The sequence below is a fragment of the Pseudomonas sp. NCIMB 10586 genome, assembly GCF_023127895.1.
GTDB lineage: Bacteria > Pseudomonadota > Gammaproteobacteria > Pseudomonadales > Pseudomonadaceae > Aquipseudomonas > Aquipseudomonas synxantha_A.
This window is the reverse complement of sequence record NZ_SPKQ01000027.1, coordinates 21198-43655: the sequence shown is the minus strand read 5'-3', so window position 1 is coordinate 43655 and position 22458 is coordinate 21198. Positions and strand designations below refer to the sequence as shown.

Annotated in this window: 24 protein-coding genes; 3 read left to right on the top strand and 21 right to left on the bottom strand. The window is 60.8% G+C overall.

Annotated features, from left to right (window positions below; translation table 11 throughout):
* Positions 1-88: 88 nt before the first annotated feature.
* Positions 89-637: an adenine phosphoribosyltransferase gene (locus E4P01_RS11960; RefSeq protein WP_078822037.1), complete on the bottom strand. Its 549-nt coding sequence runs from the start codon at positions 635-637 to the stop codon at positions 89-91.
* A 78-nt stretch (positions 638-715) separates the two neighbouring features.
* Positions 716-1450 carry a fumarate/nitrate reduction transcriptional regulator Fnr gene (gene fnr, locus E4P01_RS11955; RefSeq protein WP_005790290.1) on the bottom strand — a complete coding sequence of 245 codons (735 nt, stop codon included), beginning with the start codon at positions 1448-1450 and terminating at the stop codon, positions 716-718.
* 155 nt (positions 1451-1605) lie between these two features.
* Here fnr and E4P01_RS11950 point away from each other — a divergent pair, with 155 nt between their 5' ends.
* Positions 1606-2067, top strand: coding sequence for a hypothetical protein (locus E4P01_RS11950; protein WP_032879954.1), 462 nt, complete (start codon positions 1606-1608; stop codon positions 2065-2067).
* A gap of 6 nt (positions 2068-2073) precedes the next feature.
* On the opposite strand, the gene hemN is transcribed toward E4P01_RS11950, so the two are convergent.
* From hemN to ccoN (E4P01_RS11870), 16 genes are all read right to left on the bottom strand, one after another.
* Complete coding sequence (hemN, locus tag E4P01_RS11945) at positions 2074-3456, bottom strand: oxygen-independent coproporphyrinogen III oxidase (RefSeq protein WP_078822035.1); 1383 nt, start codon at positions 3454-3456, stop codon at positions 2074-2076.
* A gap of 103 nt (positions 3457-3559) precedes the next feature.
* Positions 3560-4243, bottom strand: coding sequence for a sulfite exporter TauE/SafE family protein (locus E4P01_RS11940; RefSeq protein WP_078822034.1), 684 nt, complete (start codon positions 4241-4243; stop codon positions 3560-3562).
* Positions 4236-4448 (bottom strand): cbb3-type cytochrome oxidase assembly protein CcoS, encoded by a 213-nt coding sequence (gene ccoS, locus E4P01_RS11935; RefSeq protein WP_078822033.1) that lies wholly within the window; start codon positions 4446-4448, stop codon positions 4236-4238. The genes E4P01_RS11940 and ccoS overlap by 8 nt, the downstream gene beginning before the upstream one ends.
* A 22-nt stretch (positions 4449-4470) precedes the next feature.
* A complete protein-coding gene (locus E4P01_RS11930) occupies positions 4471-6921 on the bottom strand; it encodes a heavy metal translocating P-type ATPase (RefSeq protein WP_216091940.1) in 2451 nt (816 codons plus the stop codon).
* A gap of 8 nt (positions 6922-6929) precedes the next feature.
* Positions 6930-7469, bottom strand: coding sequence for a FixH family protein (locus E4P01_RS11925; RefSeq protein WP_032879960.1), 540 nt, complete (start codon positions 7467-7469; stop codon positions 6930-6932).
* 15 nt (positions 7470-7484) lie between these two features.
* A complete protein-coding gene (gene ccoG / locus E4P01_RS11920; protein WP_216091939.1) occupies positions 7485-8888 on the bottom strand; it encodes a cytochrome c oxidase accessory protein CcoG in 1404 nt (467 codons plus the stop codon).
* Between the two features lie 206 nt (positions 8889-9094).
* The gene (locus tag E4P01_RS11915) at positions 9095-9505 is read right to left on the bottom strand and encodes a type II toxin-antitoxin system VapC family toxin (RefSeq protein ID WP_216091938.1); all 411 of its coding nucleotides are present in this window, start codon (positions 9503-9505) and stop codon (positions 9095-9097) included.
* On the bottom strand, positions 9505-9759 hold the full coding sequence (locus tag E4P01_RS11910) for a type II toxin-antitoxin system Phd/YefM family antitoxin (RefSeq protein WP_216091937.1): 255 nt from the start codon (positions 9757-9759) through the stop codon (positions 9505-9507). Before E4P01_RS11910 ends, E4P01_RS11915 begins: the two co-directional genes overlap by 1 nt.
* Before the next feature lie 172 nt (positions 9760-9931).
* Complete coding sequence (gene ccoP / locus E4P01_RS11905; protein ID WP_216091936.1) at positions 9932-10909, bottom strand: cytochrome-c oxidase, cbb3-type subunit III; 978 nt, start codon at positions 10907-10909, stop codon at positions 9932-9934.
* Positions 10906-11091: a CcoQ/FixQ family Cbb3-type cytochrome c oxidase assembly chaperone gene (locus tag E4P01_RS11900; RefSeq protein WP_005790274.1), complete on the bottom strand. Its 186-nt coding sequence runs from the start codon at positions 11089-11091 to the stop codon at positions 10906-10908. The genes ccoP (E4P01_RS11905) and E4P01_RS11900 overlap by 4 nt, the downstream gene beginning before the upstream one ends.
* A 5-nt stretch (positions 11092-11096) precedes the next feature.
* Positions 11097-11705, bottom strand: coding sequence for a cytochrome-c oxidase, cbb3-type subunit II (gene ccoO / locus E4P01_RS11895; RefSeq protein ID WP_003193167.1), 609 nt, complete (start codon positions 11703-11705; stop codon positions 11097-11099).
* Positions 11705-13147, bottom strand: coding sequence for a cytochrome-c oxidase, cbb3-type subunit I (gene ccoN, locus E4P01_RS11890; RefSeq protein ID WP_078822029.1), 1443 nt, complete (start codon positions 13145-13147; stop codon positions 11705-11707). The genes ccoO (E4P01_RS11895) and ccoN (E4P01_RS11890) overlap by 1 nt, the downstream gene beginning before the upstream one ends.
* Positions 13148-13564: 417 nt before the next feature.
* Entirely contained in the window at positions 13565-14512 is a 948-nt protein-coding gene (gene ccoP, locus E4P01_RS11885) for a cytochrome-c oxidase, cbb3-type subunit III (protein WP_078822028.1), read from the bottom strand.
* Positions 14509-14709, bottom strand: coding sequence for a CcoQ/FixQ family Cbb3-type cytochrome c oxidase assembly chaperone (locus E4P01_RS11880; protein ID WP_032879966.1), 201 nt, complete (start codon positions 14707-14709; stop codon positions 14509-14511). Before E4P01_RS11880 ends, ccoP (E4P01_RS11885) begins: the two co-directional genes overlap by 4 nt.
* A gap of 3 nt (positions 14710-14712) precedes the next feature.
* The gene (gene ccoO, locus E4P01_RS11875) at positions 14713-15321 is read right to left on the bottom strand and encodes a cytochrome-c oxidase, cbb3-type subunit II (protein WP_003193159.1); all 609 of its coding nucleotides are present in this window, start codon (positions 15319-15321) and stop codon (positions 14713-14715) included.
* 10 nt (positions 15322-15331) lie between these two features.
* Positions 15332-16756: a cytochrome-c oxidase, cbb3-type subunit I gene (gene ccoN / locus E4P01_RS11870; protein WP_005790268.1), complete on the bottom strand. Its 1425-nt coding sequence runs from the start codon at positions 16754-16756 to the stop codon at positions 15332-15334.
* 79 nt (positions 16757-16835) lie between these two features.
* On the opposite strand from ccoN (E4P01_RS11870), the gene E4P01_RS11865 reads away from it, so the two are divergent.
* Positions 16836-17528, top strand: a complete 693-nt coding sequence (locus E4P01_RS11865) for an alpha/beta family hydrolase (protein WP_216091935.1) — start codon at positions 16836-16838, stop codon at positions 17526-17528.
* A 102-nt stretch (positions 17529-17630) separates the two neighbouring features.
* Here E4P01_RS11865 and E4P01_RS11860 read toward each other — a convergent pair whose 3' ends face one another.
* Together E4P01_RS11860 and E4P01_RS11855 are read right to left on the bottom strand one after the other, a co-directional pair.
* Positions 17631-19196 (bottom strand): PAS domain-containing methyl-accepting chemotaxis protein, encoded by a 1566-nt coding sequence (locus tag E4P01_RS11860; protein WP_032879969.1) that lies wholly within the window; start codon positions 19194-19196, stop codon positions 17631-17633.
* A 152-nt stretch (positions 19197-19348) separates the two neighbouring features.
* Positions 19349-20140, bottom strand: a complete 792-nt coding sequence (locus E4P01_RS11855) for a CPBP family intramembrane glutamic endopeptidase (protein WP_078822027.1) — start codon at positions 20138-20140, stop codon at positions 19349-19351.
* Positions 20141-20561: 421 nt separating this feature from the next.
* Between E4P01_RS11855 and E4P01_RS11850 the strand changes: the two genes are divergently transcribed.
* The gene (locus E4P01_RS11850; protein ID WP_216091934.1) at positions 20562-21422 is read left to right on the top strand and encodes a DMT family transporter; all 861 of its coding nucleotides are present in this window, start codon (positions 20562-20564) and stop codon (positions 21420-21422) included.
* A 70-nt stretch (positions 21423-21492) separates the two neighbouring features.
* Here E4P01_RS11850 and E4P01_RS11845 read toward each other — a convergent pair whose 3' ends face one another.
* Positions 21493-22377 carry a DMT family transporter gene (locus tag E4P01_RS11845; protein WP_032879973.1) on the bottom strand — a complete coding sequence of 295 codons (885 nt, stop codon included), beginning with the start codon at positions 22375-22377 and terminating at the stop codon, positions 21493-21495.
* Positions 22378-22458 lie beyond the last annotated feature (81 nt).

The window sequence follows — 22458 nt, the reverse complement described above, 5'->3', positions numbered from 1 at the left end:
GCTTGCCACTCACCGCTCTCACCTCAGTCTAATCCCGGATCAAGACACAAGCCGGGCTTGCCCGCGATGACGGCAGTACTGACGACCCTTACTTCTCAGTCAGCCCAAACTGCGTCAGGCAAAACGTGGGAATCCCCATGTCTTCCAACCGCTGCGAACCACCCAATTCCGGTAAATCAATAATCGCCGCCGCTTCAAAGATCTGCGCGCCCATGCGCCGTACCAGGTTGGCCGCAGCAATCAGGGTGCCACCCGTGGCGATCAGGTCATCGAATATCAGCACCGAATCACCTTCGCACAGGCTGTCGGCGTGTACTTCCAGGAAGGCTTCGCCGTACTCGGTCTGGTAACCCTCGGCCAGCACATCCGCCGGCAGCTTGCCTTGCTTGCGAAACAGGATCAGCGGCTTGTTGAGCTGGTAGGCGATGATCGAACCGATCAGGAAACCGCGGGCATCCATCGCACCGATATGCGTGAAATCGGCTTCGACATAGCGCTGGGCAAAGCTGTCGGCTACCAGGCGCAGGGCGCGGGGTGATTGGAACAGCGGGGTGATGTCACGAAAGATAACCCCAGGCTTGGGGAAGTCGATGACAGGGCGAATCAGGGATTTGATGTCGAACGAATCGAAGGTCATCGTCGCAGAGTCCTGGGCGGAAAACGGACTCGAAGTATACCTGCGGCCTTGCCGATTGGCGCGGCCGCAGTGTCTGGATCAGACCTCCAGTGAGCCCCCGGCCAATGCGCAAAGCTGGATCGGGTCGAGGATATGCACTTCCTTGCCCTCGGCAGCAATCAACTGGTTCTGCTGGAAGCGGGTAAACACGCGGGACACGGTCTCAACTGCCAGGCCCAGGTAATTGCCGATTTCATTACGCGACATGCTCAGGCGGAACTGGTTGGCCGAGAAACCACGGGCACGGAAGCGCGCCGACAGGTTGACCAGGAATGTCGCGATGCGCTCGTCGGCGGTTTTCTTCGACAGCAGCAGCATCATTTGCTGGTCGTCACGAATCTCGCGGCTCATCACGCGCATCAATTGGCGGCGCAGTTGTGGCAATTGCAGGGCCAATTCGTCCAGGCGCTCGAAAGGAATTTCGCACACCGACGTCGTCTCCAGGGCCTGGGCCGACACCGGGTGAATCTCGGTGTCCATTCCCGACAGCCCGACCAACTCGCTGGGCAGGTGGAAGCCGGTGATTTGTTCTTCGCCGCCGTCGCTGAGGCTGAACGTCTTCAATGCGCCCGAACGTACTGCATAGACGGAATCAAACTTGTCGCCCTGGCGAAACAAAAATTCGCCTTTTTTCAATGGGCGGCCGCGTTTGACGATGTCGTCCAGCGCATCCATGTCTTCCAGATTCAACGAAAGTGGCAGGCAGAGGGGAGCCAGGCTGCAATCCTTGCAATGGGCCTGGCTGTGAGCGCGCAGTTTAACTGGCTCGGACATTTCTTAAATCCTTGTGGGAAAACACACATAAGACGTAAGGGTAACGCACTGGGGGGTATGGAGGCCAGCGTGTACAAAAAACCTGTCGGTATATAAAGATCTGGCTAAAACCGCCGATAGTACTGCTATCGACTACAAATACGGCGACTCAAAACATGTTAGCCCTCAGTACTCAACTCGCTTCGCGTACTCAGATCCAGGCACAGCCCGAAACCAAGAAAGCTGCCGATTCCGATGTTGCCGCGATTCCGACAGCGGATGAAGCCAAGCCTGCCGTTTCGGTGACCATTTCCGGCGCCGCGATGAAAGCTGCCGCGGCGGAAAAAACCTCAAACAGTGACATCGACGAAAGCGGCCTGGCGGACAACGTCAAGAATCTGCTCAAGATGATTCGTGAGATCAAAAAGCAGATTGCCGAGAAACAGGCTGAGATGGCAGCGGTAATGGCCGACAGAAGTCTCAGCCCTGAACAGGCCCGTGCCCGGCTCTCCGGGCTGCAGTCAGCGTTGAGCGCGCTGCAAGCCAGCTTGACCAGCGCCCAGGCATCCCTGACCAAGGCGATGAAAGACATGAGCGCGGGTGATGCGGTCAAGGCCGCGAGCCTGGCCATGAAGTAAGAACGTCTAGATGACCCGCGAAAATCGTTGCCTGTTCTGGTGCTCCAGATAGGCATCGAACACCATGCACACTGAACGCACCAGCAAGCGCCCGGCCGGCAGCACACGAATGCCCCGGGCGTCCAACTCGATCAGGCCATCGGTGGCCATCGTCTCCAATTGCGGCCATAGCTCGGCGAAGTAGCCGCGAAAGTCGATGTTGTACGCCTGTTCGATCGCCTCGAACCCCAGGCTGAAATTGCAGATCAACTGCTGGATCACTTCCCGTCGCAGACGATCGTCAGTGGTGCAGACCAAACCACGGCTGGTTGCCAGTTGTGCGCCCGCCAAGGCGTTCTGGTAGTGGGTGAGGTCGCTGCTGTTCTGGCAATACAAGTCGCCAATCTGGCTGATCGCCGAAACGCCCAACCCAATCAGATCGCAATGCCCGTGGGTGGTATAGCCCTGGAAGTTGCGCTGCAGCTTGCCTTCCTCCTGGGCGATGGCCAGTTCGTCGTCCGGCAGGGCGAAGTGATCCATGCCGATATAGCGGTAACCGGCCTGGGTCAGTTGTTCAATGGTGGTTTGCAGCATCAGCAGTTTTTCGGCCGGCGAGGGCAGCTCGTCGGTGTTGATCCGCCGTTGGGGCATGAAACGTTCCGGCAGATGGGCGTAGTTGAATACGGACAAGCGGTCCGGCTGCAAGCGGATGACTTCTTCCACAGTGCGCGCAAAGTTCAGCGGTGATTGCTTGGGCAAGCCGTAGATCAAATCGATATTGATCGAGCGAAATTGCAGGGTACGTGCCGCATCGATCACTGCGCGGGTCTCTTCCAGGCTTTGCAGGCGATTGACCGCTCGTTGCACCTCGGGGTCAAGGTCTTGCAGGCCGATGCTTACGCGGTTGAAACCCAGCTCGCGCAGCAGGCCCATGGTGGCCCAGTCGGCTTCGCGAGGGTCGATTTCGATGCCATAGTCGCCCGAATCATCATCGAGCAAATTGAAATGCTGGCGCAGGCAATTCATCACCTGGCGCAGTTCGTCGTGGCTGAGAAAAGTCGGTGTGCCGCCGCCAAAGTGCAATTGCTCCACTGGCTGCTTCGGATCGAGGTGGCAGGCCACCAGCTGGATTTCCTGCTGCAGGCGCTGCAAGTAGGCCTGGGCGCGACCACGGTCCTTGGTGACCACCTTGTTGCAGGCGCAGTAGTAGCAAATGTTTGCGCAGAACGGTACGTGCACATACACCGATAACGGCCGTACCGCCTTGCGGCTTTCGCGCAGGGCATGGAGCAGGTCGAAGGTGCCGACCTGGCTGTCGAATTGGACGGCGGTAGGGTAGGACGTGTAGCGCGGCCCCGCCAAGTCGTAGCGGTGAATCAGATCTGTGTCCCAACGAATGGCGTCGAGCATGCGGGCGGTCCCCCGGTTTGGCTGGTGGGCCGAGTCTAGGGGCAGGGTGACAGAGGCATGTTGATTTGTATCAACGGTGAGCGGCGCTATGCCACATGGCCTTTTAATGACCCATTAGCCAGTGTTGATGTGGGCCTGGCAAGGTCCATATTCCGAAGATCATCACCAGCACGCCCCCGGCGACGCGCACGCTGCGCTTGCGCAATAGTGCGGTCACGCGTTCGGCTGCCAGCCCGGTCGCCAACAGCACCGGCCAGGTGCCCAACCCGAATGCCAGCATCAGCAAGGCACTGTCCAGCGCATTGCCCTGGCTCGCCGCCCAGAGCAGGGTGCTGTAGACCAAGCCGCACGGCAACCAGCCCCAAAGCGCTCCCAGCAGCAACGCGCGGGGTAGGCTGGACACCGGCAGCAGACGGTTGGCAACAGGCTGTATATGCCGCCACAGGCCGCGTCCGAGGCTTTCGATGCGGGTCAGGCCGCTCCACCAGCCGGCCAGGTACAGGCCCATGCAAATCAGCAGTAACCCGGCGAGTACGCGCATGAACATCGCCGCCGGGCTGTTGGCCACCGCCCAGCCGGCCAGGCCGATCAGCAGCCCTGCCGTGGCATAGCTGAGGATGCGCCCCAGGTTGTACGCCAGCAGCAGGCGAAAGCGGCGGCTGCGTTGCTCCTTGGGGATCGCCAGGGTCAGCGCGCCCATCAACCCGCCGCACATGCCGAGGCAATGGCCGCCGCCGAGCAGGCCCAGAATCAATGCCGAAACCAGCAGGGGCGCCAGCTCAAGCATGGGGTGGATCCTTGGGCGGTTGTTCGGAGCTGTTGGCTTCGTCAATGGCGGCCAGGTGGTTAGGGTCCTGATCGTCAAATAGTACGCTGTGGGCCGGGCCATCTAGATCTTCGTACTGTCCGCTGTCCACGGCCCAGAAGAAGATATAGATGGCCACACCCACTAACAGCAGCGCCGCTGGAATCATTACGTATAAGGCTGGCATCTGCACTCCATGCCCACGCGGCTCAGGCCGGCAGCGGGCGGGTTACTGGGGCGGTACCTTTAGCGTGTGCGCTCGGCAGGCGAGTCAGGCGCAATGCGTTAAGTACCACGGTCAACGAACTGAGGGACATACCGATGGCTGCCCAGATTGGTGTGATCCAGCCCAGGGCCGCAAACGGCAGCATAAGGCCATTGTACAGCCCGGCCCACAGCAGGTTTTCAATGATCACTCGACGGGTGCGCCGCGCCAGGCTGAAGGCCTGCACCAAGGCATCCAGGCGGTTGGACAACAGCACCGCGTCGGCGCTGGTTTTCGCCAGGTCAGTGGCCGAGCCCATGGCCACGCTGATATCGGCGGCGGCCAGCACCGGCACATCATTGACGCCATCGCCCAGCATCAGCACCTTGCGGCCTTGCCTGTGCAGGTTTTGCAGCACCTGCAACTTGTCATCAGGGCGCAGGCCGCCGTGGGCTTCGTCGATGCCCAACTCAAGGGCCACACTGGCGACCATCGGTGAGCTGTCGCCCGAGAGCAGCAGCGTACGCCAGCCGCGTGCCTTGCACGCTGCGAGCAGGGCAGGGGCGTCGCTGCGCAGGCGGTCGTCGAGTACGAACCAGGCGAGGGCGCCGCTGTTGTCACCCAACAGCAGCCATTGCCCGGCTTCGTCCGGTGAGGCGGGAATCGCGCAGCCACTGAGTTCGCAGACAAAACCCGGTTGGCCAATACGCAACAGGCGGTCCCCCACCCGACCCTCCAGGCCCAGGCCAGGGGTGCTCAACACTTCATCAGCGGCCAGTGGCGCACGCCCAAAGGCTCGAGCAATCGGGTGTTCCGAGCGGTTCTCCAGGGCGGCGGCGAGGCCCAGGCACTGGTCGCTGTCCAGCGCGCCCAGGGGCTGGATGGCGCGCAACGCCAGGCGTCCTTCGGTGAGGGTGCCGGTCTTGTCGAAAATCACCGTGTCGATCTGGTTCAGGCCTTCAAGCACATGGCCGCGGGTCAGTAGCAACCCCAGGGTGTGCAAGGTGCCGGTGGCAGCGGTCAGGGCGGTTGGGGTGGCCAGGGACAGTGCACACGGGCAAGTCGCCACCAGCATCGCCAACACAATCCAGAATGCGCGTGACGGGTCCAGTTCCCACCACAGCAGGCCGATCAGCACGGCGGCGATCAGCGAGCACAGCAGGAACCACTGCGCGGCACGGTCGGCGATTTGCGCCAGGCGTGGTTTCTCGGCCTGGGCGCGCTCCAGCAGGCGCACAATGGCGGACAGACGCGTGTCGTGGCCCAGGGCGCGCACCTCGACCGTCAGTGCGCCCTCGACATTCAGCGTGCCAGCCGTAACGCTGTCGCCGACCCGCCGCGGCTGTGGCAGGTACTCGCCGGTCAGCAGGGATTCATCGATGCTGGATTGGCCGTCGAGGATCACGCCATCCGCCGGCAGCACCGCGCCGGGATGCACCAGGACACGATCACCCAATGCCAGTTCACTGAGCAGGATGCGTTCGCTCTGACCATCACCTTGGAGGCGCAAGCAGGAGGCGGGCAACAGGTTGACCAATTGAGCGGTGGCCGCTGCGGTGCGCTCCCGGGCGCGGCGCTCAAGGTAACGCCCGGCCAGCAGGAACAGCGCAAACATGCCCACGGCATCGAAATACAATTCGCCCACGCCAGTGATCGCGGTCCAGATGCCCGCCAGGTACGCACCGCCAATTGCCAGGGATACCGATACGTCCATGGTCAGGTGTCGCGTGCGTATGTCACGCAGCGCCCCTTTGAAGAACGGTGCGCAGCTATAGAACACGATGGGGGTGGTGAGAAACATCGCAACCCAGCGCAGGATCACGTGCAACTCCGGGCTCAGGTCGATATTGAATTCCGGCCAGGTCGCCATGGTTGCCATCATCGCCTGGAACCACAGCAAGCCGGCAACCCCCAGTTGACGCAGGGCCAGGCGATTTTCGCTGGCCAATTGTTCGGCGGCGCGGTCGGCCTGGTAGGGGTGGGCGGCGTAGCCGATATGGCGCAGTTCGCTGAGCAGTTGGCTCAACGGCAGTTGCCCATCGGCCCAGCGCACGTGCAAGCGATGGTTGGACAGGTTCAGCCGCGCCTCGGCCACCGCGGGCAGGCTGCGCAGGTGTTTCTCGATCAACCAGCCGCAGGCGGCGCAGCTGATGCCTTCCATCAACAGGGTGGTTTCGGCCAAGTCGCCTTGATGGCGCACAAAGGGTTTTTGCACATCGGCGCGGTCGTACAGCGCCAGCTCATCCACCAGTTGCACCGGGAGCGCCTCAGGGTTGGCCGAGGCTTCGCTGCGGTGCTGGTAATAGCTTTCCAGCCCACCGGCCACAATCGCTTCGGCCACGGCCTGACAGCCGGGGCAGCAGAGTTCGCGGCGTTCGCCGAGGATCCGGGCGGTGAACCGGCTGCCGGATGGGACGGGCAGGGCGCAGTGGTAGCAGGGGATTGGGCTGGTCATGGGCGCTGCTATTTTTTCAGGTCTTCGGCACCCTGCAATGGTTCGTCACCCAACAGCAAGTCTTTGTCGTGGCTGACCTCTTCTTCCTCGAACATCCTCCAGGTGTTGCTGCCTTCCACGCCAAGCAGTTCCACGAAACGCCGGCCTTCGACCTTGTCGGTGACCTGGCCGATGTAGCGGCCCTGCTCGCTATCACTGCGGGCCAGGACGATCTTGCGATCCTTCTCCGGCTGGGTCGGGGAAATCAGGTTCAGTTCCAGGGTTGCAGGGCCGCTGTTGCCGGTCAGGTGCAACTCGACTTCGCCGGTCAGTTCATCCAGGTGCAACTTGGCACGCAGTTGCAGCGTCTGGGCCAGGCGTTCACGGTCCAGGGAGCGGTTGATGCCTTTGCCGGCCTCGTAGTAATTGTCGTTGACCAGGTTGTCCGGGTTGTTGACCGCGATGGTCACCATGGACAGGGTCAGCGTCACCGAGCAGGCCAGGATCGCGATGATGATCCAGGGCCAGAGGTGCTTGTACCAAGGGCTTGCAGCAGTGGTTGCGGGCATTCTTGTGTTCCCTGTTTAACGAACTTGTGGGCCGATGAATCGGCTCTTGGCTTCAATATGAACGCTGGTGTCATCGGCATCTTTGAGGATGAAAGTCACCTCGTTGGTGCTCGACGGCAGTTGCTCCGGCGCACTCGACAACTCCACCGGCATACTGACTATATCGCCGGCGGCCACCTTGATTTCGCGTCGCCCCTGCAACTTGAGGTCCGGCAGGCCGGCGGCGTCGAGCACGTAGGTGTGGTCGTGCTGGTCCTTGTTCATGATCTTCAGGCTGTAGACGTTTTCGATGCGCCCTTCGGCGTTTTCCCGGTACAGCACGCGGTCCTTGCTGACATCGAAACCCACCAGCGAGCGCATGAAGAATGCGCCGACCAGCAAGCCGATCATGGTCAGCAGCACCAGCGCATAGCCGATCAGCCGTGGGCGTAACTTATGGGTCTTCTGACCGGACAGATTGTGCTCGGTGGTATAGCTGATCAGGCCGCGTGGGTAGTCCATCTTGTCCATGATGTTATCGCAGGCATCGATACAGGCGGCGCAGCCGATGCACTCGATTTGCAGGCCGTCGCGGATATCGATGCCGGTCGGGCACACCTGCACGCACATGGTGCAATCGATGCAGTCTCCCAGGCCCTGGGCCTTGTAGTCGACGCCCTTTTTACGCGGGCCGCGCACTTCGCCACGGCGCGGGTCATATGAAACGATCAGGGTGTCTTTGTCGAACATTACGCTCTGGAAGCGCGCGTAAGGGCACATGTAGATACACACCTGCTCGCGCAGCCAGCCGGCGTTGCCGTAGGTGGCGAGGGTGAAGAAGCCGACCCAGAAATACGACCAGCCGTCGGCCTGGCCGGTGAAGAAATCGAACACCAGCTCGCGGATCGGCGAAAAGTAGCCGACGAAGGTCATGCCGGTGGCGAAACCGATCAACAGCCACAGCGTGTGTTTGCTGAACTTGCGCAGGAACTTGTTGGCGCCCATGGGCGCCTTGTCCAGCTTGATGCGCTGGTTGCGGTCGCCTTCGGTGACCTTTTCGCACCACATGAAGATCCACGTCCACACGCTTTGCGGGCAGGTATAGCCGCACCACACCCGTCCGGCGTACACGGTGATAAAGAACAGGCCAAAGGCCGCAACAATGAGAATGCCCGAGAGCAGGATGAAATCCTGGGGCCAAAAGGTGGCGCCAAAAATGAAGAACTTACGCTCCGGCAGGTTCCACCACACCGCCTGGTGGCCGCCCCAGTTCAGCCACACGGTGCCGAAGTAAAGCAGGAACAGGCCGGCGCCACCGAGCATGCGCAAATTGCGGAACAGGCCGGTGAAGGCACGGGTATAGATTTTCTCTCGCGAGGCGTAGAGGTCGACGGTTTTGGCAGGTGGGGTAACGTCATGTACCGGTATCTGGTTGCTCATCATTGCATCCCACGGCGGTGGAGATTTGCCTCGGCCAGTACGTGCCAGCCAGGGTCAAATGGGGGTGTTGCAGTGGCCTAATGATACGCCCCCGATGTTGTGCAAAGGGTGCGACCTTTGGTCGCGTTGGGAGAAATCAAATGATGGTGTACGTGACCTGGATCAATTGACTTGTGAAGTATGGACGGTTTTTGCTCGCAAGACGGTCATTCGTCCCATGGATTGATCAGCGCAACGCCGCTGGACTTGAAGTCGCTGACGTTGCGTGTGACCACGGTAAGCCCATGAACCAGAGCGGTTGCGGCAATCAACGAGTCACTTTCGTTGGCGCGGTCTGGAACATGCAAGTGCGCGCAACGCAACGCGACGGCCGCATCGACGGGCAGGATTCTGGCATCAAAGGCGGGCATTACGTGGCGTTTGAGCCAGGCCCTCAATACCTTCCCCTGAGCCGGGTCTCGCCGTTCGATGCGCAGAACGCCGGTTTCCAGTTCCTTTAGCGTGATCGCCGAAATAAACATACGCGGCGCAATCACGCTTTTCGCCCAGGCAACGACATTTGCATCAGCCTGAGGTTTACGCAGTTCAGAAATTACATTGGTGTCGAGTAGATACATCAAGAAAGGTCCACGGGTCGATGAATGATCACGGCACGTTCGGTTTCGAAGTCGATATCGGCCGCTTCCGGCATCACCAGCAGGTCAACGATGTCGGCATTCAGACCTGTGAGTTTCTGGTAGTCCTCAATGCTTAGCAGTACATGGGCAGGCTTGCCGCGATCGGTGATGAAAACCGGGCCGTTGCGCGTGGCTTTTTTGGCGCCACTTGTGTCTTGGTTGAATTCTCGGCTGGAAATTGTCGTGATGGTCATGGGGTAACCCCCTTCGTTAGGCTTAATGTAGTTACGTTACTACTTAGGCATGGCGCGTGGCAAGTTCGAGGTATGAGCGGTAATGAATGACAGTCTTGAACGGCCAAGGGGAGCCAGAAACAAAAAAGCCCCGCCAGTTTTCGCTGGGCGGGGCTTTTTTATGGGCGAGGATTTACTGCTCTTCTGCCTTCTTGTCCCCATGGGACAAGCTGTAAACATACGCAGCCAGCAAATGCACCTTGTCATTGCCTTGCAGTTGCTCTTGCGCGGGCATCTGGCCCTGGCGGCCATAACGGATAGTCTGTTGCAGTTGCGCAAAGCTTGAACCGTAGATGAATGCGCCTGGATGCGTCAGGTCGGGCGCGCCCATGGCTGGCGTGCCTTTACCGGTCGGGCCGTGGCAGGCCACGCAGTTGGCGGCGAAAAGTTTCTCGCCGTTGGCGACGTCGGCCTTGGCGCCTTCGGGCAGTTTGCGGCCATCGAGTTGGGTCACCACAAAGCCTGCTACGTCAGCTACGCCTTGCTCGCCGATGACTTCGGCCCAGCCTGGCATCACTGCGTGGCGGCCTTTCATGATGGTTTCCTTGATGGTGTTGGGCTCGCCGCCCCAGCGCCAGTCAGCGTCGGTCAGGTTAGGGAAACCGTAGGCGCCCTTGGCGTCGGAGCCGTGGCACACCGAGCAGTTGGAGGCAAACAGGCGGCCGCCCATCTTCAGGGCTTGCGGGTCCTTGGCCACCTCTTCAATGGGCATCGATGCGAATTTGGCGAAGATCGGCCCGAACTTGGCTTCCGATCTGGCCATTTCCTTTTCCCATTCGTGCACGCCGGTCCAGCCGGTCTGGCCGTTGGCAAAGGCGGTTTGCTTGTCGTTGTCCAGGTAGTTATAGCCCGGCAGCAAGCCTTTCCAGTTACCCAGGCCGGGGTAGAGCACCAGGTAGCCGAGGGCGAAGACGATGGTGCCGACAAACAGCATGAACCACCATTTGGGCAGTGGGTTGTCGTACTCCTCGATGCCATCGAACGAGTGGCCGACGGTCTCGTCCGTCTGCTCGGTGCGCTGGCCCTTGCGGGTCGACAGCAGCAGCCAGGTCAGGGCGAAGATGGTACCCAGACTGAGGACTGTGACGTACAGACTCCAGAACGTAGTCATTCTTTGTTACTCCTAGAAGCTTGCTCGACGTGCTTGATGGCTTCGGGATCATCTGCAAAGGGCAGCATGGTCGCGTCGTCAAACTCCGACTTGCGCCGCGGGCTGAACACCCACAGCGCCAGGCCGACAAAGGCCACCATCACCACAACGGTGCCCAGGCCACGAATCATCCCGATATCCATGTAGGTCACCGTTTGCTTTTGATGATGGTGCCAAGGCCCTGCAGGTAGGCCACCAGTGCGTCCATTTCGGTCTTGCCCTTCACAGCGGCCGCTGCACCGGCGATGTCTTCGTCGGTGTAGGGCACGCCCAGGGTGCGCAAGACTTCCATCTTCTTCGCGGTGTCCTTGCCGTCGAGCTTGTTTTCCACGAGGAACGGGTACGCCGGCATTTTCGACTCCGGCACCACGTTGCGCGGGTTGTACAAGTGCGCACGCTGCCAGTCATCGGAGTAACGCCCGCCGACCCGGGCCAGGTCCGGGCCGGTGCGCTTGGAACCCCACAGGAACGGGTGGTCCCACACGCTTTCACCGGCGACCGAATAGTGGCCGTAGCGTTCGGTTTCGGCACGGAACGGGCGAATCATCTGCGAGTGGCAGCCCACGCAACCGTTGGCGATGTAGACGTCGCGGCCTTCCAGTTCAAGGGCGGTACGCGGCTTCATGCCTTCGACCGGCTTGTTGGTCACGTCCTGGAAAAACAGCGGCACGATCTGGGTCAGGCCGCCGATACTCACGGCAATGACCATGAAGAAGGCCAGCAGGCCGATATTCTTCTCGACTACTTCATGCTTCATCAGTGAGCTCCCACAACGGCGATCTTGGCGGCGGCTTCAGCTTGCGCCGGGTCGGAGGCACGCACGGTGCGCCAGACGTTGTAGGCCATCAACAACATGCCGCTGGCAAAGAATGCACCGCCCAGGGCACGCACGATAAAGCCCGGGTGGCTGGCTTGCAGCGCTTCGACGAAGGAGTAGGTGAGGGTGCCGTCATCATTGATCGCACGCCACATCAGGCCCTGGGTGATGCCGTTGACCCACATCGAAGCGATGTAGAGCACGGTGCCGATGGTCGCCAGCCAGAAGTGCGCATTGATCAGCCCGACGCTGTGCATCTGAGCGCGGCCGAACAGTTTGGGGATCATGTGGTACAGCGCGCCGATGGAGATCATCGCTACCCAGCCCAGTGCGCCGGCATGTACGTGGCCGATGGTCCAGTCGGTGTAGTGGGACAGCGAGTTGACGGTCTTGATCGCCATCATCGGCCCTTCAAAGGTCGACATGCCGTAGAACGCCAGCGACACCACCAGAAAGCGCAGGATCGGGTCGGTGCGCAGCTTATGCCAGGCGCCCGACAGGGTCATCATGCCGTTGATCATGCCGCCCCAGCTTGGTGCCAGCAGGATGATCGACATCGCCATGCCCAGGGACTGTGCCCAATCCGGCAAGGCGGTGTAGTGCAGGTGGTGGGGGCCGGCCCAGATGTACAGGGTGATCAGCGCCCAGAAGTGCACGATGGACAGGCGATAGGAGTAGATCGGGCGCTCGGCCTGCTTGGGCACGAAGTAATACATCATCCCCAGGAAGCCGGTGGTGAGGAAAAAGCCTACGGCGTTGTGGCCGTACCACCATTGAATCATCGCGTCCGTCGCGCCAGAGTAGGCCGAGTAGGACTTGAACAGGCTGACCGGCAAGGACGCGTGGTTGACGATGTGCAGCATCGCCGTGACCAGGATGAACGCCCCGTAGAACCAGTTGCCCACATAAATGTGCTTGGTCTTGCGCTTGACGATGGTGCCGAAGAACACCACCGCGTAGGTCACCCAGACGATGGCGAGCAGAATCGCGATCGGCCATTCCAGCTCGGCGTATTCCTTGGTGGTGGTGTAGCCCAGCGGCAGGCTGATGATGGCGCCGACGATAACCGCCTGCCAGCCCCAGAAAGTGAACGCGGCCAGGCTATCCGAGATCAATCGCGTCTGGCAGGTGCGTTGCACCACGTAGTAGGAGGTGGCAAACAGTGCACAGCCACCGAAGGCGAAGATCACCAGGTTGGTGTGCAGCGGGCGCAAACGACCGAAGGTCGTCCAGGGCAGGTCGAAATTCAATTGCGGCCAGACCAGTTGCGAGGCGATGAACACCCCGAGCCCCATGCCAAGGATCCCCCAGACCACCGTCATGATGGCGAACTGGCGGACTACCTTATAGTTATAAGCAGTCGGACTGATTGCTGTGCTCATTCTAAGGTTCCACGGTTTAGGTTTTTTTATAGGTAAAATCGGTCGCAAGTATGTAGAAAGCGAGGGGCCATTGCAACGCAATGGCTGACCTGTATCAATGCGTTCCACGCCAGATTCTGCGCCCTTTCCATGTTTGTCGTAAGGATTAAATCCGAAATAGAAAGCTGATCAAGTGGACAGGAATTTTAGGGAGCGCAACGGATACCGTCGCCTACGCCAGAATTGCTCCACTGTGGGAACAAGCGTAGACCCGAATGGGAGGGGGGGAAAGTTGGGTGTTGCGAGGGTGCGACACTTGGTCGCGACTTATGCCTGTGGCGAGGGAGCTTGCTCCCGCTGGGCTTCGCAGCGGCCCCAAAATCTTGGGAGCGCTTCGCACTCCAGCGGGAGCAAGCTCCCTCGCCACAGGTAGAGCTTTTACTGCGGTTGGCTGTCTGGCGTTGCACCATCAGTATTATGGGACAGGCTATACACGTACGCCGCCAGCAGATGCACCTTGTCATTACCCTGCAGCACTTCCTGGGCCGGCATCTGGCCCTGGCGACCATGGCGGATGGTCTGCTGCAACTGCGCCAGGCTGGTGCCGTAGATAAACCCGCTTGGTTCGGTCAGGTTCGGCGCGCCCATGGCTTCCACGCCGTGGCCTTGTGGGCCATGGCAAGCCACGCAGGTGGTGCTGAATGCGGCTTGGCCCGCGGCCAGGTCAGCGGTGTTGTCCGCCGGCAAGGGCAGCTTGGCCAGGTCGTGGCGCACATAGGCGGCGACGTTTTTCACCCCGTCCTCGCCCAGCACTTCACCCCAGGCCGGCATGGCCGCGTGGCGACCGGCCATGATGGTAGCCTTGATCGCTTCGGCCGAACCACCCCAGCGCCAGTTGTTGTCCGCCAGGTTGGGGAAGCCATAGGCGCCCTTGGCATCCGAACCGTGGCACACCGCGCAGTTGGAGGCAAACAGGCGGCCGCCCATCTTCAACGCTTGCGGGTCCTTGGCGACTTCTTCCACGGGCATCGCCGCGAACTTGGCGAAGATCGGCCCGAACCTGGCGTCGGCCTTGGCCATTTCCTTGTCCCATTCCTTGGTCTGGGTCCAGCCATCTTCATAGCCCGGCAGCACGCCTTTCCAGTTGCCCAGGCCCGGGTAGAGAATCAGGTAGCCGACGGCAAATACCAGCGTGCCGGCGAACAGCATGAACCACCACTGGGGCAGCGGGTTGTCGTACTCCTCGATACCGTCGAAGGCGTGGCCCATGGTCTGGTCGACGCTGCCCTTGGTTTCGCCCTTGCGGGTGCCGACCAACAGCCAGGTCAGGCCGATCAGGCTGCCGAGGGTCAATACGCAGATCCATGTACTCCAAAAAGTAGTCATGGCCGAGTGCTCCTTGTTACTGGCTCTGCTTGAGCGTCGGTTGGGGAGGGTTCATCGGCAAACGGCAGCATGGTCGCATCGTCAAACTCCGACTTGCGCCGTGGGCTGAACACCCACAGCGACAGGCCGATAAAGGCGATGGCGACCACCAGTGTGCCGAGGCCGCGGATGGTGCCCGCATCGAATTCAAATCCCATGGCTCACCTCTTGCTCTTGATGGCAGTGCCGAGCACTTGCAGGTAGGAAACCAGCGCGTCCATCTCTGTCTTGCCCTTGAGGCTGGCGACCGCGCCGTTGATGTCGTCGTCGGTGTACGGCACGCCGAGGGTGCGCATCACTTTCAATTTGGTCTCGGTGTGGCTGCTGTCGACGGCGGCGGTGACCAACCACGGATAGGCCGGCATTTTCGACTCCGGCACCACGTTGCGCGGGTTGTACAAATGCGCGCGGTGCCAGTCGTCCGAGTAGCGCGCGCCGACGCGGGCCAGGTCCGGCCCGGTGCGCTTGGAGCCCCACAGAAACGGGTGGTCCCACACGCTTTCGCCGGCCACCGAGTAGTGACCGTAGCGCTCGGTCTCGGCGCGGAACGGGCGGATCATCTGCGAGTGGCACTGCACGCAGCCTTCGCGGATGTAGATGTCGCGGCCCTCCAGCTGCAGCGCGGTGTAGGGCTTCATGCCTTCCACCGGCTTGTTGGTCACGTCCTGGAAGAACAGCGGGACGATCTGGGTCAGGCCGCCGATGCTCACGGCGAGCACCATCAGCAGCATCAGCAGGCCGACGTTTTTTTCAATCGTTTCGTGTTTCATCATCGAGTCCTCAGGCCATCTGCGCTGCGGCGCTGATTTCGGCTGGCTGCGCCGAACGCACGGTGCGCCACGTGTTGTAAGCCATCAGCAACATGCCGGTGAGGAAGATCGCACCGCCCACCAGCCGCACGATGAAGCCAGGGTGGCTGGCCACCAGGGTTTCGACGAAGGAGTAGGTCAAGGTGCCGTCTTCGTTGACCGCACGCCACATCAGGCCCTGGGCGATGCCGTTGACCCACATCGAGGCGATGTAGAGCACGGTGCCGATGGTGGCCAGCCAGAAGTGCGCGTTGATCAGGCCGAGGCTGTACATCTGCTCGCGACCGAAGACTTTCGGGATCATGTGGTACAGCGCGCCGATGGAGATCATCGCTACCCAGCCCAGCGCCCCGGCGTGTACGTGGCCGATGGTCCAGTCGGTGTAGTGGGAGAGAGCGTTGACGGTCTTGATCGCCATCATCGGACCTTCGAAGGTCGACATGCCGTAGAAGGCCAGGGACACAACGAGGAAGCGCAGGATCGGGTCGCTGCGCAACTTATGCCAGGCACCCGAGAGGGTCATCATGCCGTTGATCATGCCGCCCCAGCTTGGCGCCAGCAGCACCAGTGACATCACCATGCCCAGGGACTGCGCCCAGTCCGGCAAGGCGGTGTAGTGCAAGTGGTGAGGGCCGGCCCAGATGTACAGGGTGATCAGCGCCCAGAAGTGCACGATCGACAAGCGATAGGAATACACCGGACGCTCGGCCTGCTTGGGTACGAAGTAGTACATCATCCCCAGGAAGCCTGCGGTGAGGAAAAAGCCTACCGCGTTGTGCCCATACCACCATTGCACCATGGCATCCGTCGCACCGCCGTACAGCGAGTAGGACTTGGTCAGGCTGACCGGGATTTCCAGGTTATTGACGATATGCAGGATGGCCACGGTGATGATGAACGCACCGAAGAACCAGTTACCGACGTAGATGTGCTTGGTCTTGCGCTTCATGATCGTGCCGAAGAACACGATGGCATAGGCGACCCAGACGATGGTGATCAGGATATCGATCGGCCATTCCAGCTCGGCGTATTCCTTGGAGCTGGTGTAGCCCAGCGGCAGGCTGATTGCGGCCAGCAAAATTACCAGCTGCCAGCCCCAGAAGCAGAACGCAGCCACTTTTGGTGCGAACAGCTGAGTCTGGCAGGTGCGTTGTACCGAGTAGAAGGAGCTGGCGAACAGCGCGCAGCCACCGAAGGCGAAAATCACCGCATTGGTGTGCAACGGGCGCAGGCGGCCGAAGCTGGTCCAGGGTAAATCGAAGTTGAGCGCAGGCCAAACCAATTGGGCGGCGAGAAAAACCCCGAGCCCCATGCCGACGATGCCCCACACCACCGTCATAATGGCGAATTGGCGGACCACCTTGTAGTTATAGGCGGTACTTAAAGTAGTGTTCATGGTTCCCCATCCACGGTTCAACCCAAGCAAGTGCGGCACTTGGGCTGGAGTTATAGGCAGACTAAAAAGCGAGGCAAGCATGGGCAAAGAGCACAAGGCCAGTATTGACGGGGATCAATGGGCGCAGTGTGTGCGCGAACGCTGCTGGCTGTGGGATGTCGCCACGGGCACGGCTTCGGGCGAGCCGGTCACGCTGATCCTGGCCCACGGCGCCGGGGCACCGATGGACTCGGCGTTCATGAACGACATGGCGGCACGCCTTGCCGGGCATGGCGTGAACGTGGTGCGCTTCGAGTTCCCGTACATGGCCCAGCGCCGTATGGATGGCGGCAAGCGCCCGCCGAATCCGGCGCCGAAACTGCTGGAGTGCTGGCGCGAGGTGTATGGCGAGGTGCGACGTCATGTCGCTGGGAAACTGGCAGTTGGCGGCAAGTCCATGGGTGGGCGGATGGCCAGTTTACTGGCCGATGAACTGGGCGCCGATGGGTTGGTGTGCCTGGGCTATCCGTTCTATGCGGTGGGCAAGCCAGAGAAACCCCGGGTGGAGCACTTGGCTGCGCTTACGACGCCAACGTTGATTGTGCAGGGCGAGCGTGATGCCTTGGGCAATCGGGCAGCGGTGCAGGATTATGAGTTGTCAGAGAGTATTGAAGTGATGTGGTTGGTGGCGGGCGATCATGACTTGAAGCCGTTGAAGGCTTCGGGGTTCAGCCATGAGCAGCACTTGGAGGCGGCGGCGGTGCAGGTGGCTGAGTTTCTCAGGGCCTGTTAGGGCCCTATCGGGGGCAAGCCAGCTCCCACATTGGACTGGGTTCACCTATTTCTATCGGTGAATACCGTCCAGTGTGGGAGCTGGCTTGCCTGCGATAGCGGTTTATCGGTTAAAACGCTCCACCAGCGAGTACTGGGTATTGGCGGTATGCGTCAACTCCTCACTCAACTGCGCCGAGTTCATCGCCTGCTCTGAAGTCTGATCCGCCAACAGCGCGATGGTGCTGATATTGCGGCTGATCTCCTCGGCCACGGCGCTTTGCTCTTCGGTAGCAGCGGCAATCTGGGTGGTCATGTCGGTGATATTGGCCACCGCCTCACTGATGCCCACCAACGCCTGATCCGCTTCCATCACCCGCGCTACACCCTCTTCAGCCTGGCGATGCCCGGCGTCCATGGTTTGCACAGCCGCAGCCGCCGTGTGTTGCAGCTTGGCGATCAGGGTATGGATCTGCCCGGTGGATTCGGCCGTACGCTGCGCCAGTTGGCGCACTTCATCGGCGACCACCGCAAATCCACGGCCCATCTCACCGGCACGCGCGGCTTCGATAGCGGCATTGAGCGCCAGCAGGTTGGTCTGGTCGGCGATGCCTTTGATCACATCGACCACGCCGCCGATTTCATCGCTGTCCTTGGCCAGTTGAGTGACGGTCACACCCGTCTCGCCCACCGCAACCGACAGCCGCTGAATCGCCTCGCGGGTTTCCCCGGCGATATCTCGGCCGCGACCGGTCAGGCGGTTGGCTTCCTGGGTGGCATCGGCGGTGCGCTGCACATGGCTGGCGACTTCCTGGGTGGTCGCGGCCATCTGGTTGACGGCGGTGGCCACCTGTTCGGTTTCCACGCGCTGACGTTCCAGGCCGCTGGAGCTGCTGTGCGCCAGGGTGTTGGACTGCGCCGCTTGGTCGTTGAGGTGCTCGGCGGTGTCCTGCAGACGGGTCAGGCAGGTCTTCAGGCGCGCTTCCTGGCTGAGGATCGACATTTCCAGTCGGGCCTGGGCGCCACGGCTGTCGGTGTACATCTGCGCGATCAACGGATCGGAGGTGGTCTGCTCGGCCAGCCGCAGCAAGCGCTTGAGGCCGCGCTGCTGCCAGCTCAGGCCCAGCAGGCCCAACGGCACCGATAGCGCTGCCGCCAGGGCAAAGCCCCACTGGGAGGTGAGGGTGGCGCCGATCATGAAGCTCAGTTGGCTGACCAGGATAAACGGCAGCCAGTCCTGTAGCACCGGCAGCCATTTGTCGCGCTGGGGGATGGCCGACTTGCCCTGGTTGATGCGTTGATAGAGCGCCTCGGCCCGGCGGATCTGCTCGGCGGTGGGCTTGATGCGCACCGATTCGTAGCCGATCACCTGGTTGCCGTCGAACACCGGAGTCACATAGGCGTTAACCCAGTAATGGTCACCGGTCTTGCAGCGATTCTTGACAATGCCCATCCATGGCAAGCCTTGTTTGAGCGTGGACCACATGTGCGCGAACACGGCCGAGGGCACATCCGGGTGGCGCACCAGGTTGTGCGGGGCACGGATCAGTTCGTCGCGGGTGAACCCACTGATTTCGACAAACGCGTCGTTGCAGTAGGTAATGACACCCTTGGCATCTGTGGTGGAGATCAACCGTTGCTGAGCGGGGAAGGTACGTTCGCGCTGGGTAACGGGTTGGTTATTACGCATGATTGTTCAATCCGCAAGGCTTTCAGGGGGTATCGGCCATGGCGGGCATTTATTTAACTTATTTTTTGCAACAATCCTGGGAGCAGTGGGCTGGCTGTGGTGAGGGAGCAAGCTCCCTCGCCACAACAACTCGCTCCTACAGCAAGAAAGGCTCAGCCGGCCAGCATCGGGTAGGTGAACAGCCCGAAGTGCAGCAGATTCAAGCCAAAGTGCGTGGCAATCGCTGCGCCGAGCCCGCCAAAGCGATACGCCAGGCCGTAACCGACCCCGGCAATACTCGCCAGCATTACCCATTGCCAACCCGCACCAAAATGCGCCAGGCCGAATAACAGCGAGGCCAGCAGCAGCGCGAGGTTCTCGCCGTAGGGCAGGTGTTTGAAGCGCTGGCTCAGGCCGCCCTGAACATAGCCACGAAACAGCGCTTCTTCCACCAGCGTCACCAGCAGCAGGTTATTGAGTACCCACAGCCATGCCTGGTCCGGCCATTTGGGGGCCCAACTGATCATCCCCATCAGGGCCGCGCCACCCAGGGCTGCGATGGCGGTCAGGGTCAGTGCCAAAGCGGTGACGCAGATCGACAGGCGCAATGAGCGTCGCGCCACAATCCATGGGCACGCCAGCAACAGCCAGAAGCCGATCAGGGGTTTGTCCTGGTTCAGGTACATCGAGAAGGGCACTGAGTCCGGGGTAAAACGCTGGGGTGCAATACCTCGGCCATTGTAGAAACCCGGCAGCCAGTGCATCGCTAGCCCCAGGGCCAGGACGATAAACAAGCCGTGGCCCAGGTAGCGTGCCCAAGGAGTGCGTTGCTGGCGTACGGCGTAGCCGGCCACCAGCAACAGCGCCACTGACACCGCCGCCAGTATGCCCAGTTGGCCGTAGATCAAGGCCGTGACATAGCCAATGCAAAGTAGTGTGAGGTACAGCCAGGGCAGAGCAATCATGTGAAATCCTTAACAAAAACCGGGCGGCATTATAGCGAGAGGTCTGGTTCGGGGGCATGAAAACGCCTCTACGTACAAGGTAAGGGGGAAAGGATTGCAAAGTATGTTTGCGGCTGGTTATAGTCGTCGCGTCTTTCTCCCTTCAAAAAGATCAGCACATGCCAGCTTCCCAGCGCATAGCGGTAGTCGATTCAGCGGTCAACGCTGTGGTCGTGCCGTGCGGCGCAAAGCAGCCTGCGCAGATCAGTCACTACCCCCCACCTGTCAGTAGCACGCCGGTGTACGCAGTCGTATCACCGCCGGGCGTTGGCATTTCGGGCTGATCAGCTGTTTGCTGTTCCCCTGTGCCTGCCTGAAAAAAACCTACTGAAATTCAGTCCTTACTGAATCGGCTTTTTTGCCTGATAACAGGTGGTAACTCATGTCTGTTCTTTCGAAACAATCCGTGGCCGCGGCGGCCTCGACGAGCTTGTTTGTCTTGCTGTGGAGCAGCGGGGCGATCTTCTCCAAGTTGGGCCTGGCCCATGCTTCGCCCTTTGCCTTTCTGCTGATCCGCTTTGCCATCGCCCTAGTGGGGTTGGTGGTGCTGGTGCCGATCCTCAAGTTGAAGCTGCCACGTCCCGGCAAGCCCATGCTGTATGCGGCGGCGACGGGCCTGGTGTTGTTGGGGGCCTACCAGATTTTCTATCTGCTGGCCCTGGACCTCAAAGTCACCCCAGGGGTGATGGCGACCATCATGGGCGTCCAGCCGATCCTCACCGTGGTGCTGATGGAGCGTCAGCGCTCGTTACGCCGGCTGTTCGGCCTGGGGTTGGGCCTGGCCGGGTTGATCATGGTGGTGTACCAGGGCATCGGGCTGGCGGGCATGTCCCTGGCCGGGATGCTGTTCGGGCTGCTGGCGCTGGCGAGCATGACGTTTGGCTCGATCATGCAAAAGCGCATCACCGACAACCCCTTGGGCACGTTGCCGTTGCAATACCTGGCCGGGATGCTGTTGTGTGCGGTGTTCGTGCCGTTCCAGCCCTTCCATTTCGAGCACAGTTGGGGCTTTTACCTGCCGGTGCTGTGGATGGGATTGGTGGTGTCAGTGCTGGCGACGCTGTTGCTGTATCGGCTGATCGCCCGCGGCAACCTGGTGAATGTCACCAGTTTGTTCTATCTGGTGCCAGCGGTGACGGCGGTAATGGACTACCTGATCTTCGGCAATCGCCTTGCGCTGTTGAGCGTGCTGGGAATGGCGTTGATCATCGTCGGCTTGGTGTTTGTATTCCGTAAAAACTAAAACCTATCCCTGTAGGAGCAAGCTTGCTTGCGTTGGGGGGCGAAGCACCCCCAGGAGCAAGGGCGCGCTCCTATAGTTTTTGCGGGCGCAGCACCAACCACAACGCCCCGGCAATCAGCACCCCGCCATACAGGTGAGCCATGGACAGCGGCTCATCCAACAGCAACGCCCCCCACAGCACGCCGAACGGCGGAATCATAAAGGTCACGGTCATCGACTTGACCGGGCCAATGGATGACAGCAGGCGGAAGTACAAAATGTAGGCGAACGCCGTACACACCAGCCCCAAGCCCAGCAGCGACGCCCACACCTGCCAGCCGCCCCAACTTGCCGGTGGATGGCTGATGGCGCTGTAGGCAAAGAGCGGCAATAGAAACAAGGTAGCGCCGAGCATACTGCCCAAGGCCGAAAGGCGACTGTCTAGCCCGCCGCGCTGATCCAGCCAGCGTCGTGCCAGGAAACCGGCAAAACCGTAGCAGGTGGTCGCCAGCAGGCACGCCAACGCGCCCATCAACAATTGCAAATCAAAGGCCACTGGCCCCGCACGTGTGAGCACGGCGACGCCAAACAGCCCCAAGGCAACGCCCGCTATTTTCGACGGTGTCAGGCGCTCGCTGAAAAACAACCCGCCAATCAGCACGCCCATCAGCGGCGTGGTGGCGTTGAAAATCGCCGAATAACCCGCCGGCAGTACCTGCGCTGCCACTGAATACATGGTCGCCGGAATTCCGGAGTTGATCACCCCCAACAGCAAAACGGTCTTGAACTTGCCCTGGAAATCCCAGCTCACGCGCAGCATCGCCAGGATCACCAGCAACCCGGCGGCGGCAATCGACACGCGGAAAAACGCAGTCGGCACTGTGCCGATTTCCGGCGCAATGATGCGCATGAACAGGAAACTCGCGCCCCAGATGGCAGCCAGTCCCAGCAAGTAGAGGGTGTCAACAGGTCTCACGGAAAACTCCTACGCCAATCAGGCGGGGAGTGTTGCCCAGTGCTCAGGCCGACACAATCGCTAACTACGACGGCCCCTTAA

Excerpts from the sequence above, each read along its gene's own strand:
- E4P01_RS11960 (WP_078822037.1), bottom strand. The coding sequence starts at position 637 with ATGACCTTCGATTCGTTCGACATCAAATCCCTGATTCGCCCTGTCATC.
- fnr (WP_005790290.1), bottom strand. The coding sequence starts at position 1,450 with ATGTCCGAGCCAGTTAAACTGCGCGCTCACAGCCAGGCCCATTGCAAG.
- E4P01_RS11950 (WP_032879954.1), top strand. The coding sequence starts at position 1,606 with ATGTTAGCCCTCAGTACTCAACTCGCTTCGCGTACTCAGATCCAGGCA.
- hemN (WP_078822035.1), bottom strand. The coding sequence starts at position 3,456 with ATGCTCGACGCCATTCGTTGGGACACAGATCTGATTCACCGCTACGAC.
- E4P01_RS11940 (WP_078822034.1), bottom strand. The coding sequence starts at position 4,243 with ATGCTTGAGCTGGCGCCCCTGCTGGTTTCGGCATTGATTCTGGGCCTG.
- ccoS (WP_078822033.1), bottom strand. The coding sequence starts at position 4,448 with ATGCCAGCCTTATACGTAATGATTCCAGCGGCGCTGCTGTTAGTGGGT.
- E4P01_RS11930 (WP_216091940.1), bottom strand. The coding sequence starts at position 6,921 with ATGACCAGCCCAATCCCCTGCTACCACTGCGCCCTGCCCGTCCCATCC.
- E4P01_RS11925 (WP_032879960.1), bottom strand. The coding sequence starts at position 7,469 with ATGCCCGCAACCACTGCTGCAAGCCCTTGGTACAAGCACCTCTGGCCC.
- ccoG (WP_216091939.1), bottom strand. The coding sequence starts at position 8,888 with ATGAGCAACCAGATACCGGTACATGACGTTACCCCACCTGCCAAAACC.
- E4P01_RS11915 (WP_216091938.1), bottom strand. The coding sequence starts at position 9,505 with ATGTATCTACTCGACACCAATGTAATTTCTGAACTGCGTAAACCTCAG.
- E4P01_RS11910 (WP_216091937.1), bottom strand. The coding sequence starts at position 9,759 with ATGACCATCACGACAATTTCCAGCCGAGAATTCAACCAAGACACAAGT.
- ccoP (WP_216091936.1), bottom strand. The coding sequence starts at position 10,909 with ATGACTACGTTCTGGAGTCTGTACGTCACAGTCCTCAGTCTGGGTACC.
- E4P01_RS11900 (WP_005790274.1), bottom strand. The coding sequence starts at position 11,091 with ATGGATATCGGGATGATTCGTGGCCTGGGCACCGTTGTGGTGATGGTG.
- ccoO (WP_003193167.1), bottom strand. The coding sequence starts at position 11,705 with ATGAAGCATGAAGTAGTCGAGAAGAATATCGGCCTGCTGGCCTTCTTC.
- ccoN (WP_078822029.1), bottom strand. The coding sequence starts at position 13,147 with ATGAGCACAGCAATCAGTCCGACTGCTTATAACTATAAGGTAGTCCGC.
- ccoP (WP_078822028.1), bottom strand. The coding sequence starts at position 14,512 with ATGACTACTTTTTGGAGTACATGGATCTGCGTATTGACCCTCGGCAGC.
- E4P01_RS11880 (WP_032879966.1), bottom strand. The coding sequence starts at position 14,709 with ATGGGATTTGAATTCGATGCGGGCACCATCCGCGGCCTCGGCACACTG.
- ccoO (WP_003193159.1), bottom strand. The coding sequence starts at position 15,321 with ATGAAACACGAAACGATTGAAAAAAACGTCGGCCTGCTGATGCTGCTG.
- ccoN (WP_005790268.1), bottom strand. The coding sequence starts at position 16,756 with ATGAACACTACTTTAAGTACCGCCTATAACTACAAGGTGGTCCGCCAA.
- E4P01_RS11865 (WP_216091935.1), top strand. The coding sequence starts at position 16,836 with ATGGGCAAAGAGCACAAGGCCAGTATTGACGGGGATCAATGGGCGCAG.
- E4P01_RS11860 (WP_032879969.1), bottom strand. The coding sequence starts at position 19,196 with ATGCGTAATAACCAACCCGTTACCCAGCGCGAACGTACCTTCCCCGCT.
- E4P01_RS11855 (WP_078822027.1), bottom strand. The coding sequence starts at position 20,140 with ATGATTGCTCTGCCCTGGCTGTACCTCACACTACTTTGCATTGGCTAT.
- E4P01_RS11850 (WP_216091934.1), top strand. The coding sequence starts at position 20,562 with ATGTCTGTTCTTTCGAAACAATCCGTGGCCGCGGCGGCCTCGACGAGC.